The sequence below is a fragment of the Pseudomonas mendocina genome (assembly GCF_003008615.1).
GTDB lineage: Bacteria > Pseudomonadota > Gammaproteobacteria > Pseudomonadales > Pseudomonadaceae > Aquipseudomonas > Aquipseudomonas mendocina_C.
This window is the reverse complement of the sequence record NZ_CP027657.1, coordinates 1,564,753-1,579,804: the sequence shown is the minus strand read 5'-3', so window position 1 is coordinate 1,579,804 and position 15,052 is coordinate 1,564,753. Positions and strand designations below refer to the sequence as shown.

At 64.3% G+C, this 15,052-nt stretch carries 20 protein-coding genes; 5 read left to right on the top strand and 15 right to left on the bottom strand.

What is annotated here, in order from left to right; genetic code table 11:
- Positions 1 to 13: 13 nt before the first annotated feature.
- A complete protein-coding gene (locus C7A17_RS07310; protein WP_234035895.1) occupies positions 14 to 496 on the bottom strand; it encodes a DUF2141 domain-containing protein in 483 nt (160 codons plus the stop codon).
- 32 nt (positions 497 to 528) lie between these two features.
- On the opposite strand from C7A17_RS07310, the gene C7A17_RS07305 reads away from it, so the two are divergent.
- The 4 genes from C7A17_RS07305 to darH are packed head-to-tail and all read left to right on the top strand — an operon-like array spanning position 529 to position 4,018.
- The gene (locus C7A17_RS07305) at positions 529 to 1,446 is read left to right on the top strand and encodes a hypothetical protein (protein ID WP_106737400.1); all 918 of its coding nucleotides are present in this window, start codon (positions 529 to 531) and stop codon (positions 1,444 to 1,446) included.
- Between the two features lie 19 nt (positions 1,447 to 1,465).
- On the top strand, positions 1,466 to 2,623 hold the full coding sequence (locus C7A17_RS07300) for a beta-ketoacyl-ACP synthase III (protein WP_106742793.1): 1,158 nt from the start codon (positions 1,466 to 1,468) through the stop codon (positions 2,621 to 2,623).
- Positions 2,613 to 3,020: a DarG family dialkylresorcinol biosynthesis protein gene (locus tag C7A17_RS07295; RefSeq protein ID WP_106737399.1), complete on the top strand. Its 408-nt coding sequence runs from the start codon at positions 2,613 to 2,615 to the stop codon at positions 3,018 to 3,020. Before C7A17_RS07300 ends, C7A17_RS07295 begins: the two co-directional genes overlap by 11 nt.
- Positions 3,017 to 4,018, top strand: a complete 1,002-nt coding sequence (gene darH / locus C7A17_RS07290) for a BtrH-related acyltransferase DarH (protein ID WP_106737398.1) — start codon at positions 3,017 to 3,019, stop codon at positions 4,016 to 4,018. The genes C7A17_RS07295 and darH overlap by 4 nt, the downstream gene beginning before the upstream one ends.
- Before the next feature lie 111 nt (positions 4,019 to 4,129).
- Here the strand turns inward: darH and C7A17_RS07285 are convergent, their stop codons facing one another.
- Genes C7A17_RS07285 through C7A17_RS07260 form a run of 6 tightly spaced genes read right to left on the bottom strand, consistent with a single transcriptional unit; the run spans position 4,130 to position 8,500 of the window.
- Positions 4,130 to 4,681 (bottom strand): hypothetical protein, encoded by a 552-nt coding sequence (locus tag C7A17_RS07285; protein ID WP_106737397.1) that lies wholly within the window; start codon positions 4,679 to 4,681, stop codon positions 4,130 to 4,132.
- The gene (locus C7A17_RS07280; RefSeq protein WP_106737396.1) at positions 4,678 to 5,787 is read right to left on the bottom strand and encodes a beta-ketoacyl synthase N-terminal-like domain-containing protein; all 1,110 of its coding nucleotides are present in this window, start codon (positions 5,785 to 5,787) and stop codon (positions 4,678 to 4,680) included. Before C7A17_RS07280 ends, C7A17_RS07285 begins: the two co-directional genes overlap by 4 nt.
- Positions 5,784 to 6,050, bottom strand: a complete 267-nt coding sequence (locus C7A17_RS07275) for an acyl carrier protein (RefSeq protein WP_106737395.1) — start codon at positions 6,048 to 6,050, stop codon at positions 5,784 to 5,786. The genes C7A17_RS07280 and C7A17_RS07275 overlap by 4 nt, the downstream gene beginning before the upstream one ends.
- Positions 6,032 to 7,222: an ABC transporter permease gene (locus C7A17_RS07270; protein WP_106737394.1), complete on the bottom strand. Its 1,191-nt coding sequence runs from the start codon at positions 7,220 to 7,222 to the stop codon at positions 6,032 to 6,034. Before C7A17_RS07270 ends, C7A17_RS07275 begins: the two co-directional genes overlap by 19 nt.
- On the bottom strand, positions 7,219 to 8,103 hold the full coding sequence (locus C7A17_RS07265; protein ID WP_106737393.1) for an ABC transporter ATP-binding protein: 885 nt from the start codon (positions 8,101 to 8,103) through the stop codon (positions 7,219 to 7,221). The genes C7A17_RS07270 and C7A17_RS07265 overlap by 4 nt, the downstream gene beginning before the upstream one ends.
- Entirely contained in the window at positions 8,096 to 8,500 is a 405-nt protein-coding gene (locus C7A17_RS07260; protein WP_106737392.1) for a hotdog family protein, read from the bottom strand. The genes C7A17_RS07265 and C7A17_RS07260 overlap by 8 nt, the downstream gene beginning before the upstream one ends.
- A 63-nt stretch (positions 8,501 to 8,563) precedes the next feature.
- Here C7A17_RS07260 and C7A17_RS07255 point away from each other — a divergent pair, with 63 nt between their 5' ends.
- On the top strand, positions 8,564 to 9,118 hold the full coding sequence (locus C7A17_RS07255; RefSeq protein WP_106737391.1) for a methyltransferase family protein: 555 nt from the start codon (positions 8,564 to 8,566) through the stop codon (positions 9,116 to 9,118).
- A 43-nt stretch (positions 9,119 to 9,161) separates the two neighbouring features.
- On the opposite strand, the gene C7A17_RS07250 is transcribed toward C7A17_RS07255, so the two are convergent.
- Genes C7A17_RS07250 through C7A17_RS07215 form a run of 8 tightly spaced genes read right to left on the bottom strand, consistent with a single transcriptional unit; the run spans position 9,162 to position 14,907 of the window.
- On the bottom strand, positions 9,162 to 9,602 hold the full coding sequence (locus C7A17_RS07250; protein WP_106737390.1) for an excinuclease: 441 nt from the start codon (positions 9,600 to 9,602) through the stop codon (positions 9,162 to 9,164).
- Between the two features lie 41 nt (positions 9,603 to 9,643).
- Complete coding sequence (locus C7A17_RS07245; RefSeq protein ID WP_106737389.1) at positions 9,644 to 10,036, bottom strand: hypothetical protein; 393 nt, start codon at positions 10,034 to 10,036, stop codon at positions 9,644 to 9,646.
- Positions 10,037 to 10,059: 23 nt separating this feature from the next.
- Complete coding sequence (locus C7A17_RS07240; protein ID WP_106737388.1) at positions 10,060 to 11,286, bottom strand: beta-ketoacyl-ACP synthase; 1,227 nt, start codon at positions 11,284 to 11,286, stop codon at positions 10,060 to 10,062.
- The gene (fabG, locus tag C7A17_RS07235; RefSeq protein ID WP_106737387.1) at positions 11,286 to 12,029 is read right to left on the bottom strand and encodes a 3-oxoacyl-ACP reductase FabG; all 744 of its coding nucleotides are present in this window, start codon (positions 12,027 to 12,029) and stop codon (positions 11,286 to 11,288) included. The genes C7A17_RS07240 and fabG overlap by 1 nt, the downstream gene beginning before the upstream one ends.
- The gene (locus C7A17_RS07230; RefSeq protein ID WP_106737386.1) at positions 12,022 to 12,495 is read right to left on the bottom strand and encodes a hotdog family protein; all 474 of its coding nucleotides are present in this window, start codon (positions 12,493 to 12,495) and stop codon (positions 12,022 to 12,024) included. Before C7A17_RS07230 ends, fabG begins: the two co-directional genes overlap by 8 nt.
- A complete protein-coding gene (locus C7A17_RS07225) occupies positions 12,492 to 13,694 on the bottom strand; it encodes a beta-ketoacyl-[acyl-carrier-protein] synthase family protein (RefSeq protein WP_106737385.1) in 1,203 nt (400 codons plus the stop codon). Before C7A17_RS07225 ends, C7A17_RS07230 begins: the two co-directional genes overlap by 4 nt.
- Positions 13,694 to 14,188 (bottom strand): hypothetical protein, encoded by a 495-nt coding sequence (locus C7A17_RS07220; RefSeq protein WP_106737384.1) that lies wholly within the window; start codon positions 14,186 to 14,188, stop codon positions 13,694 to 13,696. Before C7A17_RS07220 ends, C7A17_RS07225 begins: the two co-directional genes overlap by 1 nt.
- Positions 14,188 to 14,907, bottom strand: coding sequence for a class I SAM-dependent methyltransferase (locus C7A17_RS07215; RefSeq protein WP_199796402.1), 720 nt, complete (start codon positions 14,905 to 14,907; stop codon positions 14,188 to 14,190). Before C7A17_RS07215 ends, C7A17_RS07220 begins: the two co-directional genes overlap by 1 nt.
- Between the last annotated feature and the right edge of the window lie 145 nt (positions 14,908 to 15,052).

Genomic DNA, 15,052 nt, shown 5'->3' with positions numbered 1-15,052 from the left:
TTCCGCCTGGCCGCTAGCGATCCCCGGCGCGTGGTGCAACGGGGGCTAGGCGTTCCTTGTTCTTGCGCGGTGCAATCAGGCGCACACTGATCACGCTGTCCGCCGTGCCATGCTCGAACAGGCTGTCGCTGGGTTTGGGTTTGCCGCCGAAGAGCGACGGATTGCCGGAGAAGCCGACCGGCTCCAGCGGGATGCCACGCGGGCTGAGATCCAGCTGGCCGTTACCGTTGCTGTCCTGGAACACCTGTACGGCATAGCGACCGGGCGGCAGATCGCTCAGGCGCAGTGGTGTTTGCGTACCCTGCAGTTCGTGCAGGCTGGGCTGCCAGTCCTGCTGGTCGGCAGGTACCAGTGCCAGGTACAGATTTGCCTGATCCTGCTTGCCTTCTACCCTGATCAGCAGGTCGCCTGCCTGGATCGACTGGCAAGCGAGTAGCGGAACCAATAGGCAAAGTTGGCACAGGCGGGTTACGGTTTGAAGAAGTCTCTGTGGCATAATTTGCACATTTTGCAGGGAATGCGCCGCGAATGCGTCATGTTTTAGTCGTCCACTTCTCACAGACTGGCCAATTAGACCGCTTGGCGCAATCGGTCTGTGCGCCCCTGCGCGAGTGCGACGGCATCGAAGTGGATTTCCTGGCGCTGCAACCTGCCCAGCCTTTCCCCTTTCCCTGGCCCTTTCTCGGCTTCTTTCGCATCTTTCCGGAAACCGTGCTGATGAAGCCGCAGCCCTTGCGGCCGCTGGCCGTGGATGCCGACAAGCGCTACGACCTGGTAATCCTGGCCTATCAGGTCTGGTTCCTCTCGCCCTCGCTGCCCTGCACCAGCTTTCTCGCCTCGCCCGAAGCCGCTAGTCTGCTCAAGGACACACCGGTGGTCACGCTGATCGGTTGCCGCAACATGTGGCTGATGGCCCAGGAGAAGGTCAAGGCGCGTCTGCAGGCGTTGGGCGCGAAGCTGGTGGACAACGTCGTGCTGACCGATGCCTGCGGCACGGCCGCGAGTTTCCTGGCCACGCCGCTGTGGATGTTCACCGGCCGGCAGAAGCCCTATAGCTGGGTACCACGCGCCGGCATCGACGAGCGGGAATTGGCGGCTGCCAGCCGTTTCGGCGACGCTATGGCGCGCCGGCTGCTCGCTGACCAACAGCCCATCGAGACACCGATGCTCGCTGGCTTGGGCGCCGTGAAAGTGGATGAAAAACTGATCGCCAGCGAGAAGGTCGGCAATCGCAGCTTCACCCTGTGGAGCCGCCTGCTGTCTGCGCTCGGCCCGCAACAGAGCCGCCGACGTGGCGCCGGGCTGGTGCTGTACATCGTATTCCTGATTTGCCTGATCCTGACCGTGGTGCCGATCACCGCGCTATTGAAAAAATTGCTGGCGCCGCTGTTCAAGGCGCGTATCCAGCGAGAGAAGGCCTACTTTGCCGGCCCGTCCGGCGAGTGAAGTGACCCGAGGTAAGACCGTGGTAACCCCTGTATTCATCAACCGGATCAGCGCCTGCCTGCCGCACGAGCCCGTGGACAACGAGCAGATGGAAGCGCGCCTGGGCATGGTCGGCGGCAAACCGTCGCGTGCACGCAAGCTGGTGCTGCGCCGCAATGGCATCGTGCAGCGTCACTACGTGATCGACCCGCGCACCGGCGAGCCGAGCATGAGCAACGCCCAGCTCAGCGCCGAGGCCATTCGCGGCCTGCAGGGCGACGGCTTCGCGCTGAGCCAGCTCGACTGTCTGGTGGCCAGCACATCGTCGCCGGATCAGGTGATGCCGGGCCATGCCGTGATGGTGCATGGCGAGTTGGGTAATCCGTCCTGCGAGGTGGCGACCACCGCCGGCATCTGCCTGTGCGGAATGACGGCGCTGAAATATGCCTGGATGAGCGTCGCCAGTGGCGAGAGTCGCCATGCCGTGGCCTGTGGCTCTGAGGTCGCTTCGACGTTGATGCAGGCGCGCAACTTCAACGCCGAGTACGAGAGCCGTGTCGATGAGCTGGAAAAGCACCCGGAGATCGCTTTCGAGAAGGATTTCCTGCGCTGGATGCTTTCCGATGGTGCTGGTGCGGTGTTGTTGCAGGATCGCCCGAATTCGAACGGCCTGAGCCTGCGCATCGATTGGCTGGATATCTACTCCTTCGCCGATCAGATGCCGCCCTGCATGTATGCCGGTGCCGACATGCAGGACGATGCCCTGCGTGGCTGGAGCCGTTACGACGCCGACGAGCGTGCCAAGCAGTCGGTGATGGCGATCAAGCAGAACGTCAAACTGCTCAACGAGAACATCGTCAAGTTCACCGTGGAAGAGGCGCTCAAGCGCATCATGGCGCGCCGTGAGTTGCGCGTGGCGGATATCGACTGGTTCCTGCCGCACTATTCCTCGGAGTTCTTCCGCGAGCCGCTGGCCGTGGGCCTAGCCAATGTCGATCTGCCGATCCCAATGGAACGCTGGTTCACCAACCTGACCAGCAAGGGCAACACCGGCGCGGCGTCGATCTTCATCATCCTCGAAGAGCTGTTCAATGGCGGGCGCCTGCGCAGCGGCCAGAGGTTGCTCTGCTACGTGCCCGAAAGCGGGCGCTTTTCCAGTGCGTTCATGCACCTGACGGTGGTTGGCGATGAAGCTTGACGAAGTCCCGCAGGATCCCGGCTCCGCCTATGGCGGGCACAGCAAGCTGCTTTACGCGGTCGATGAAAGCGGTCACTACCAGGGCGCGCAGAGCGTCGGCTGGGATCCTGAGTCCTACGCTACGCAACTGGCCGTCGCCGAGTTGGAGGAACAGGAAGCCGAGGCCCTGGCACTCTGGCAGCGTGGCGAGCTGTCGCCGCTCAAGTGCCTGATGTACCGCTACCGCATGGACGAGCCGGCGCTGTCGCAGATCACCGGCCTGTGGCAGTGGCGGGTACGCCGGCACTTTCGCCCGGAAATCTATCGCCGCCTGAGCGCCTCCGTGCTGGCGCGCTACGCCGAAGCCTTCGGCCTGACCGTCGACGAGTTGCGTCGCTACCAGAGAGAGTTGCCATGACCGCGTTCCAGCACCGCCAGAGCGCCCACTGCGAAAGTGGCGTCATGGCCAGCCTACTCACCCATGCCGGTTTGCCGATGAGCGAGCCGATGGCCTTCGGCCTGGCGTCTGGTCTGGCCTTCGCCTACTTGCCCATCGTCAAGATCGGCGGCATGCCGCTGATTGCCTATCGTATGCCGCCGCGCCACCTGATCAAGACGCTGAGTAAACGCCTGGGCGTACGTCTGACCAGCCGCACCTTCGCCAATCCCGAGCAGGGCCGGGTCGAACTCGACCGGGTGCTTGATAGTGGTCGGCTGGCTGGCCTGCAAAGCTCGGTGTTCTGGCTGCCGTACTTCCCGCCGGAGATGCGTTTCCACTTCAATGCGCACAACCTGCTGGCCTACGGCCGCGAGGGTGACGAGTACCTGCTCAGCGACCCGGTGTTCGAGGAGCCGGTGCGCTGCGCCAGCGCCGATCTGCAAAAGGCGCGCTTCGCCAAGGGCGCGCTGGCGGCCAAGGGCCTGATGTACTACCTCGACGACGTGTCTCCGGAGCAGGACTGGGAACGCCTGATTCGGCAGAGCGTGCTGTCCACCTCGCGCATTCTCGACGGCATGCCGCTGCCGTGGATCGGCATTCGCGGCATCCAGCACCTGGCCAAATGCGTCGAGGCGCTCGACCCGGCGCAGAGCAAGTACAACCGCCTGTACCTCACCCATATCGTGCGCATGCAGGAAGAGATCGGTACTGGCGGTGCAGGCTTCCGCTTCATGTACGCCAGTTTCTTGCAGGAGGCCGGCGAGAAGATCGGTGACGCCAGTCTGCAGGAGGCATCGTCGCGCCTGACCGCGGTGGGCGATGACTGGCGCCAGTTCGCCTCGGCCTGCGTTCGCGCCAGCCGCAGCAAGGGCGAGGCGCCGGACTTCCGGCCGATCGCCGAGATGCTCAGGGGTATCGCCGGGCAGGAGCGGGTGCTGATGAAAGAGTTGGGCGCCTGGGCCAAGCGCAAGGCGTGAGGTGGGGGCTCTTGGTTGTGGTGGGCTGAAGCGGATCGCCGCCCGGTCCACCCTACAACTACCAGCACCGTAGGGTGGGCTTCAGCCCACCAATGCCATCGATAAGTCAGGCTAGAGCTGTATATGCAGCACTTCGATGCCTGCCGTCAGCTCGGCAAAGTCCTGTGCTTTCGTTGGCGCCTCGACCAACACCGCCTGCGCCTGAAAATCCCCGTTCTCGTCGATCACCACCAGCAACGCCTGGCTGATGGCTCCATCGGCCAGATCCAGGGCAGCCAGCATTTGTAGCTGTTTCCACACGTTGGCCCCGGCGCCGATAAACAGGTTCGGCCCCTCCAGCCCCAACTGGGCGGCGACATGGAAGCCGGCGGCGTTGCTCACGCTGTTGACGAATTCGAAGGGCTTGGGCTGGCGCTTATGTACGCAGACCGCATCGAGCAGTGCGCCCATGGTGGCGCGGGCCGGGTGGCGCGAGGCCAGATAGAGGCCGCAGTCGCTACGTACCTGCGCCTTGAGAGGGGCGCTACACAGCAGTGCCTGCAGGATCATGCGGTCGATACGTCGTGGCGGCGCGGCCAGCCATTGGCCCAGAGCAGCCTTGAGATCCTTGTCGGAGCAGCTCGCATTTCCGCGAACGCTGCAGGCGGCGATGACCGTCTTCATACCTGGCTCTCCGCGCAGCGTTGCAGTACCAGGCTGGCGTTGTTGCCACCGAAACCGAAGAAGTTGGCCAGCAGCAGGCTGTCCGCTGCCACGCAGGTTGGCTCTGCGCTGAGCGGCAGCAGGGCTTCGGCGGCATAGTCCAGACCTGGCAGGTTGGCGAGGTTCTCCACCAGCAGCAGGGTCTCGCTGAGACCGCAGGCGCCCAGGGTATGGCCGAGCCAGGGCTTGAGCACGCAAAGTGGCGGCAGGGCGTCGCCGAACAGCAGGCGCACGCCATTGCTCTCGGCGCGGTCGTTGGCACCGGTGGCGGTGCCGTGCAGTTTCACCAGGCCGATCTGCCCGGCGTCGACGCCAGCGCTGCGCAGTGCCTCGCGCATCACCCAGTCGATATGGCTGCCGTCTTCGCGGGTGGTGGTCAGGTTGCTGGTGTCGCAGGCGCTGAAGCCGCCGAGCAGCTTCGCCAGTGGCGCCGTACCCGGTTCGCGCGAGAGCAGGGTGGCGGCATAGGCTTCACCGAGGATCAGACCATCGCGCTCCGGATGGAAGGGGCGGTAGGCGCCGCTCGGGCTGGTCAGGTCGAGGGCGCCGAAGCCTTGTTGGGCGATGGCACTGGGTGTCTCGAACGCCAGAACCAGAACGCGCTGGTAGAGGTCGGCCGCCAGCATCCGTGCGCCATACAGCAGGCCATTGGCCGCGCTGGTGCAGGCGGTGTTGAGGGTGAAGGCGGCGGCGAAGCCCCAGCGCTGACGCAGGTCTTCGGCCAGCAGGTCGAGTGGGGTCGAATCTTCCGGGCGAAAGCCGCCTTCTGCGGCGATCAGCTGTTCCAGGTCGTCGATATCCAGGCTGGTGCTGGCGATGATCAGCAGGCAATCATCCAGCTCGCCCGGCTGTTCGCCTAGGGTTTCGCCGAGCAGTCGGTCGCAGCGCTGCTGGCGGCTTTCACCGCTGCCGCTGACGGCCAGATAAGGGCGCGGCTGACGCAGTTCATGCAGCAGGAACGAGTCGGGCGCAGGCAGTCGGCCACTTTGCAGGGCAGCGCGGGCGGCGCGCAGGTCAGCACTCAGGGCGCTGTGCAGGGCGCCGCGCTGGATGTAAATGGGCGTCACTGCTTCTGCCTGATAAAGGCCGCGATGCTGGCGATGCTGCCGAGGATACGCCGTCCGTCCTTGGCCCCTTCGATGCGCACGCCATAGTGCTGTTGCAACGCCAGGGAGACCTGCAGGGCATCGAGGCTGTCCATGGCGATACGGCTCTGTTGGCCGAACAATGGCTCGTCATCGGTGATGCTCTGCCAGTCGATATCGTCTTCCTTGTCGCACTCACGGATCAGCAATTGCTTGAGTTCTTGTTCTAGTAGTGTGTCGTCCATTGCGTTTGCTGTACTCGTTTGCGGAACAGGTAAAGCCCGCCACCGCCCAGCACCAGGGCGAACAGCAGAAGACGGGCACAGTCAGGGGCGATGTCGGCCAGGCTGCCCTGGCCTACCAGCAGGGTCAGGAAGGCGTCCAGCGCCCAGCTCATCGGTGAGATTTCCGCCAGTTGGCTCATGGCCTCGGGCATCACGCTCTTGGGCACCATGATGCCGCCAATGGCGGCGAGGATGATATTGAGACCGCCGCCGAGCAGCAACGCCTGTTCGCCGCTACGGGCCAGGGCGGCCAGCAGCAGACCCAGGCTGCAGGCAGCCAGGCTCAGGCTCAGCGCCAGCAGCACGTAGCCCAGTGGCGAACCGGGCAGGCTCAGGCCGCTGAGCCCGAGCAGCGGTAGCACGTATACGCCGATGGCCAGCAGCAGGGCGAACTGCAACAGATTGATTGCCAGGTAGGGCAGCAGCTTGCTCAGCACCAGGGTCGTGGGGCTCAGGCCCAGCGCGCGAAAGCGCAGCAGGGCGCCGCTCTGCTGTTCACGCTGGAAGCCGCCGGCCATCGGCAGGGCGACGAAGAACATGCCGAAGATCAGCCAGGCCGGTACGCTCAGTTGGCTGGCGTTGGCCTTGCCGCTGAGTTCGCCGCTGGCCAGCATCTGCCGTTCGCTGATCTCGCTCTGGGTGCGCTGGCGGATCAGTTGCCAGCGTTGTTCGGTGCTCATGTCCGCGTCCAGCGCGTCGCTGTCTTCCAGGTAGGCCAGCAGGCGAGTCTGCGCCAGGGCGATGTTCAGCGCTGCACGCAGGCGCTGGCGCGTCTGGCCATCGGTACGTGGGGGAAAGCTCAGCGTGGGGCCGATGTGAGGCGTTTCCAGCAAGGTCTCGGAGAAGTTCCTGGCCAGGCTGATGCGGGGCAAGGGCTCTTCGCTGCTGGCGAGCAGATTGCTGCCAGGCAACTGTTCCTGCAGCGCGTGCTGGAAGAACGCGCTGGCTTCGCTGCCTTGTTCGATCTCCAGCACCAGGCTCAAGGGCGGCGGCTGGTCACGCAGGTAATTGGACAGCGCGGCGGCCATCAGCACGAGAAACAGGATCGGCATGATGAACAGCACGGCCAGTGCATGCGGGTCGCGCAGCAGCAGCAGGCATTCCTTGCGCACCAGTGTCAGCGTCGGGCTCACAGGCGGCCTCCGTTGAGGCTCAGGTAGAGCTGTTCCAGTGATGGTCGGCCGAAGCGCAGCAGGCTCGGTGGGGTCGGCTGCGCGGCGATGAACTGGGTGATCGCCAGCAATTGTCGGCTGTCCAGATTGCCGATGCGCAGGCCGTCGGGCAGCGTCTCGGCGTTCAGTTGCAGCTGGTCGAGCAGCTCCTGAAAACCAGTGGGAACCTGCTCCGGCCATTCCAGCAACAGGCCGTGGCCGCCATCGAGTAGTTGCTGCTTGTCCACATCGAGGCGCACCTTGCCTTCGTGCAGCAGCAGGATGCGCCCGGCCACACGCTCGACCTCGTCCAGGTAGTGGCTGGTGTAGATCACCCCATGGCCTTCAGCGGTGAGCCGCTCGACCGCATCTAGCAGCATCTGCCTGCTGGCGGCATCGACGCCGACGGTGGCTTCATCGAAGAGGTACAGGCGCGCGGGCTGGAGCAGGCCGATGGCGAAGTTCAGGCGGCGCTGCTCGCCACCGGACAGGCGCGCGGCGCGGCGTTGCAGCTTGTCTTCGAGAGCGCTGCTGGCGATGCACAACTCCAGACGCTGGCGGCGCTGTGCACCGTGCAGACGGTAGAGATCGGCGAACAGCGCAAGGTTCTCGGCCACCGTGAGTTCGCCGTAGAACGCCAGTTGCTGTGGCACCAGGCCCAGGCTGCGCGGGCCGTGCCAGCGGATTTCACCCTGTTGCAGGGGCAGCGTATCGCTGAGCAGGGCCAGCAGCGTGGTCTTGCCGGCGCCGTTGCTGCCAAGCAAGCCCAGGCATTGGCCTTCCTGCAGTTGCAGGTCGATGTTGTGCAGGGCGAAGGTATCTGCGCCCGGGTAGCGGAAGCTGACGTCACGTAGCTCAAGCACGGACGAGTACCAGCAGCAGTTTGCCATCCAGCAGCGGCTGCGCACCGGCATGGATGGCGAAGGCATAGAGTGCGCCGGCCGGGCTCAGCGCCTCCTGTTGGGCGCTGACCAGCAGCGGTTCTGCACTGCGTGTGACCGGGTGCAGATTGAGCTGGGAAAGTTTGCCGACCAGGGCCATTTCAATGGCATCCGCTTCGCCGTATAGGGCACCATGTGCGGCGCAAAGTTGGGCCGCGGCTTCGAACAGCAGGCAAGGCGAGGCATTTTCGCCAAGCTTGTCGAGGTGATGCCAGGCGCTGAGACCGCGGATAGTGAGGTTGTCGTGATCGACCAATGCATCCAGCCAGAGAGCATCGCCCTGGTGCGGCAGCAGTGTGTGCAGTTGGGTGCGATCCATGGCAGGCGGTCAGGAATTACGGGCGACGCAGTGTAACAGAGGCAGGGATAGAGGGAGGATGCAGTGACGATCTGGCAGTTGGTGGCTTTTGTGATGCTCAGCGCAGTGCTGGTGGGAATTTCCTGGCGCACACTGGGCAATCCGCGCAGTCACGGTTTCTATCGTTTCTTCGCCTGGGAAGCGATGGCGGTGATGCTGGTGTTCAATGCGCCGTCCTGGTTCGGCGACCGTGGTGAGTTGAATCAGCGCATATCCTGGGTACTGTTGAGTCTTTCCCTGTTGGTGCTGTTCGCTGGCGTGTACCAGATGCGCCGTTTCGGACAGGCCGGTACGCAACGTCAGGATGATGAGCTATTCGCCTTCGAGCGCACGTCGCAGCTGGTGACGGGCGGTATCTTCCGCTACATCCGTCATCCCATGTACTGCTCGTTGCTGTTGCTGGCCTGGGGCATCGCGTTCAAGCGCATCGATGCGCTGATCGTGCTGCTGGCGGTGCTTTCCAGTGTGCTGCTGTGGTGTGCGGCGCGCTGCGAGGAACGCGAGTGCCTGGACTATTTTGGCGATGCCTATCGCCAGTACATGGGCCGTAGCTGGATGTTCCTGCCACTCGTGCTCTGAGTGGCTGCCGAGAGCAGGAACTGCTCTCGGCCATGCCCTTTGCTTACTTGACCTTGGCGTACTTGGCCTTCAGCGCGACACCGGCCATGATGGCGCCGGCGTGGCATTCGTATTTGCTGTCGTCGCGGTATTCCTTGTTCTTGTAGTTGCTGGCCAGATCGACCACGGCATTGGCGCCTGCGGCCTTGGCCGAGTTCTGCAGTTTGATCAGCGCCGATTGCAGTGCCCAGCTGCAGGCTGCTTCATCGGTCTTGTTGAAGGCGTTGGTCTTCTGGCTGGTGGTGACGTTGGCGTTGATGATCTGTGCGCCAGCCGGAGTCTTGTTCAGGAAGAACTTCACCGAACCGTCGAGACGACCGGCCTGGGTGGCTTCGTTGACCACCGATTGGAAGTCTAGGAAGTGAGCGGTGTCGCGTGCCTGGCTGAGGCCGGGCAGCAGGGCGACGGATAGAAGTGCGGCAGTGGTCCAGACTTTTGCTTTCATGGTTATCTCCTTGAATATCACTGTTGCAGGGATGTCAGGTTCTAGAACGAGGGCTTGCTCAATTCCTGCTGGATGCTGCGATCCAGATTATGGATCCACTTGTTGTAATTGCGATGGATCTTGCCGTTCTTGTAGCCGAGGTTCTGGCTGTCGCGATAGCGGATCGAATAGCTTGATGCGCTATAGGGAATGGTGATCTCGGCCTGGTGGCTACGGCGCTCGATCAACGCCATGATGTTCCCCGGATCGGCCCGCTCGACTGTCCATTGGCGGCTGTGCAGCGCAGCGAGGATAGCTCGGCGCATATCATCCTCACTCCTGACCGCCGAAGCTGGTGTCCGGTTCTCAATGTTCATCACCGGTTTCGACGTACAGGCCGCGACGCCCAGCAGCAGGGCAGCGATAAGACCAAATCGAGTGAAGCGAGACATCATCCGTGTTCCTTGTCTGTTGAAGATCAGCGCCAGCGCTTGAAGATCAGCGAGGTGTTGACGCCGCCGAAGGCGAAGTTGTTGTTCATCACGTACTCATGGCTCATCTGGCGGAACTCGCCGCGCAGATAATCCAGCTCACCGCAGGCCGGGTCGATCTCGTCCAGGTTCAGGGTGTAGACGTAGCTGTCCGAGTTCATCATCTCGATGCTGAACCAGGACTCCAGCGCCCCGCAGGCGCCCAGGGTGTGGCCGAGGTAGCTCTTCTGCGAGCTGATCGGCATCTGCGGGCCGAACAGGCTGCTGGTGGCCAGAGTCTCGGCGACGTCGCCCTGCTCGGTGGCAGTGCCATGGCCGTTGACGTAACCGATGGCGGAAGGTTCCAGGCCGGCGTCATCGAGCGCCAGCTGCATGGCGCCGCGCATGGTCTCCTGCACCGGCTTGGTGGCGTGCTGGCCGTCCGAGTTGCAGCCGAAACCAACGATCTCGGCATGGATGGTGGCGCCACGGGCGAGGGCGTGCTCCAGCTCCTCGAGCACCAGGATGCCGGCGCCTTCGCCGATCACCAGGCCATCACGACCGCTGTCGTAAGGGCGTGGACTGGTGTGCGGGGCGTCGTTCTTCAGACTGGTGGCGTAGAGCGCATCGAAGACCATGGCCTCGGTCGGGCACAGCTCCTCGGCGCCGCCCGCGAGCATCATCTTCAGGCGGCCGAACTTGATCGCCTCGTAGGCATAGCCGATGCCCTGGCTGCCGCTGGTGCAGGCGCTGGAGGTGGGGATCAGACGACCCTTGAGGCCGAAGAAGATGCTGATGTTGGCCGCCGTGGTGTGCGGCATCATGCGGATGTAGGAGTTGGCGTTGAGGCCGTCCGCTACCGAGTTCAGCAGCATGTTGCCGAAGGCCTTGACCTCCTCGGTGCTGCCGGTGGACGAGCCGCAGGCCACGCCCATGCGTCCGTCTGAAATGCATGGGTCGCCGAGCAGGCCGGCGTGCTCCAGGGCGCGTTCAGCCGCGAACACCGCCAGCTTGGACACCCGGCCCATGCTGCGGGTCTGCTTGCGATTCCAGTGTTTGGGCTGGACGAAATCGTCCACCGGGCCGCCCAGGCGGGTGTTCAGCTCGGTGAAGCGATCCCATTCATCCATGCGGCGGATACCACTCTGGCCAGCCTTGAACGCGGCCGAGATGGTTGGCCAGTCGCTACCCAGCGAGGTGATACCGGCCATACCGGTGACGACGACACGTTTCATCAGCACAAACCACCATTCACCGCGAGAACCTGGCGCGTAATGTACGCCGCCTCGCTGGACATCAGGAAGTTCACCGCTCCGGCCACTTCCTCCGGCGTGCCCATGCGGGCTGCCGGAATCATCTTGAGAATCTCGTCCACCGGTACCAGCTCGTCGAGAATTTCGGTATCGATCAGGCCGGGCGCGACGCAGTTGACGGTGATCTTGCGCTTGGCCAACTCGATTGCCAGGGCCTTGGCGGCGCCGATCACGCCAGCCTTGGAGGCGCTGTAGTTGACCTGGCCGCGGTTGCCGACCAGCCCCGACACCGAAGTGATGCAGACGATACGCCCAGGCGCACGACGGCGGATCATCGGCATGGTCAGCGGATGCAGTACGTTGTAGAAACCGTCCAGGTTGGTGCGCAGCACCTGATCCCAGTCTTCCTCGGACAGCGCCGGGAAGGCGCCGTCGCGGGTCAGGCCGGCGTTGCACACCACGCCGTAGTAGGCGCCGTGTTGCTCGACATCGGCTTCCAGGGCGGCGCGGCACGCGGCGCGGTCGGACACGTCGAATTGCAGGATGCGCGCCTGGCGACCCAGCTCGACGATCTGCGCCTGCACGGCTTCAGCCTCATCGCGGCGCGAGCGGCAGTGCAGTACGAGGTCGTAACCGGAGCGCGCCAGGCGCAGGGCGATGGCGCGGCCGATGCCTCGGCTGGAACCGGTGACCAGAATGGTGGCGGCGGTGGAGGTGTCAGTCATGGGATTGTTCTTGCGGTTCTTGTGGCTCTTGTAAATAGACCGCCGGTTCTGGTGGGCGGAAAACGTTGAGGCGGGCTTCGGCCTGGATGTCCGGGCCAGTCAGGTGGCATTCGAACACGCCCATGCCGTTGTCGTCCTGCAGCGAGCACAGGGCGCGGATGTGCAGTTCGCTGCCGGCGGGGAAGCGCTCGACGTTGCAGGCGTACTTGCGCGTGCCGAGGAGAAAGCCCAGCTCCACCGGCAAACCGGCGCGCCTGGCCTGGATGCCGGCGAAGGCGGCAATGGCCTGGGCCATCAACTCGACTCCGCTCCAGGCCGGCAGGCTGCCGTCGGCGGCGCTGAGCAGGCCGTCGGGGCGCACGACCAGGCGTACCTCGATCGCCTCCGTATCGCAGCTCAGCACTTCATCGAGCAGCACCATGTTGCCGGCATGGGGCACCAGCTCTGCAACGGGCCACAGGCTCATGATGCATCCCCCAGGATCAACGCGACGTTGTTACCGCCGAAGGCAAAGGAGTTGCTCATCAGGTAGCGATCATGGTCGCGGGTGAGACGCGCACCCGGCGGGACGAGTTCAAGGGGCGCCAGCTCGGGATCGTGCTGGCCATCCCAGAGGTGCGGTGGCAGCAGGCCGTCACGGTTGTATTCGCTCAGGGTCAACCAGCAGAAGGCGGCTTCCAACGCGCCAGCGGCGCCCAGGGTGTGGCCGGTCATGGGTTTGCTCGAGGAGCAGGGCAGACCATCGGGGAACAGGGCGCGCACGGCCTTGCTTTCCATCGAGTCGTTATGCCGGGTGGCGGTGCCGTGCAGGTTGAGGTAGACGATTTCGCTGGCGGCGATGCCGGCGCTGGTCAACGCCTTTTCCATGGCCGCACGGGCGCCGAGGCCTTCCGGGTGCGGTGCGGAGATATGGTGGGCGTCGGACGTGGCGCCGCCGCCGAAGAAGGCGATGGGGGCAGGCTCGCGGGTCATCAGGAACAGGGCCGCGGCTTCACCGATGTTGATGCCGTGGCGATTCACCGAGAACGGGTTGCAGGGCTCGGCGGAAACCGCCTCCAGTGACGAGAAACCGTTCAGGGTCAGGCGGCACAGGCTGTCGACGCCGCCGCAGATCACCGCATCGCACAGGCCCTGATTGAGCAAACGATGGGCGCTGAGCAGGGCGCGGGCGCTGGAGGTGCAGGCCGTGGACTGGCAGTACACCGGGCCGCTCAGGCCCAGCCAGTCGGCGAGGAAGGAGGCAGGGGCGGCCATCTCCTGCTGGGCGTAATCGTATGTGGCGGGCAGTTCGCCCTCGTTGATATGGCGGGCAATACTGTCGCCGGCCTCGCGAATGCCCGAGGTGCTGGTGCCCAGTACCAGGCCGACGCGATGGGCGCCGTAACGGGCGATGGCCGCATGCAATTCAGCTTCGATCTGTTGCGCGGCGGCCAGTAGCAACTGGTTGTTGCGGCTGTGCGATGCCTCGAAACCGGCCGGCATGGCGGGCAGATCTGCATGCACGGCGCCTACCGTCAGGCTGCGCTCGGGTACCCAGCCGGCTTCAGCGCGCATACCGCTGTTGTTACCGGCAAACAGCGCATCGGCCACGGCCTGCTTGCCTTCACCGAGGGCGCAGAGCAGGCCGAGTGCATTGAGGTAGCCGGGGGGGGTTGAGCGGGGCATCAGTCGCTTTCTTCCAGGTTCAGTGCGCGTATCCGGTAGTTCAAGCCGGTCTTGCCAAGGGTGAAATCCAGGGGAGCCTGGTAATGGATGTTCCAGTCCGGGGCCAGGCGGCGCTGGTTTGCGCCGTCCTGCTGCCAACTGCCTGCCGGGTAGTCATGCAGTGCATCGGCGCGGGCCAGGGCGAACAGCAGTGCAGCGAACAGCTCACGCGCCTCGGTATTCGGTGGCAGCAGCCCGTCGCCGCGCCACTCACCGGCTTCCAGCAACTGGCGAGCCAGGGGAATACCGAGCGGGTCAAGCAGCGACCAGCGCAGGGCTGGGCCTTCCTGCTGGATCACCAGTAGCCAGTCCTGACGCACGTCCGCCTGCTCACGCTGGATCTGCAGGGTGAGCGGCAGCGCTGCGACCAATGCCGGGGCCGTTTGCGGCACGGGGGTGCGTGCGGCGCAGGCGCCCAGCAGCAGGCTGGCGACGAGCAGGAGTATGCGTGGCATCACGGCTTGCGCGCCACCACGTTGAGCAGCGTTTCGTCGCGTTGTCCGACCGGCTTGGGTCGCATCAGCCCCCAGCGTTCCAGCAGGCCGAAGTCCTTGGCGCGGCTCCACCACAGGTAGGGGTAGGAAATACTGCTCTCTTCGAACTGGAAGCCCTGCGCACTGAGCATGTCCAGATACTGCTCGGCGCTGCGTTGCACGTGCATCGGGTGGCGGAACAGCCAACGTATCACCCAGGTGTCGATGTAGTACTTGGTCGATTCGGCCAGCAACAGTCGACCACCGGGTTTGAGCACGCGCCAGAACTCGGCGAGCGCCTGCTCCTGCTCCACCAGGTGGTGAAGGGTCTGGTGGCAGAACAGCAGGTCGACGCTGGCGTCGGGCAGGTCGATGGAGGCGCAGTCACTGGCGATCAGTTCGACCTCCAGGCCCAGGCGCTCGGCCTCGCGGCGCGAGCATTCGAGGCTGTGCGGGTCGGCGTCGAGACCGATCATCCGCGCCGGTGCGAAGGCTGCGTTGAGCAGGCCGAAGGAACGGCCCTGGCCACAGCCGGCATCGAGCAGCACCGGCGCTTGCGGCAGCGGGCTGCCGCTCAGGCGCACCAGGTCGTTGATCGCGACCCGCAGTACATGGTGTTGCCAGACATGGCTCTGCAGGAACCAGAAGCCGAAGCGGGTTTCTTCGACGTAGGTAGGCGAGACGGGGCGCAGGGCGTTCATCGACGATCCTTGTTTAGAACCTATTTACGAGCTAGCGAGCTAGAGCCATACAAGGCAGAAATAGGCGAGGAAGCGGAGTTTACGAGTTGTAAATGAGCATTCCGAGCCTGTTTCTAACGCCGTAGGGCCGACGCGCAGCTGATCG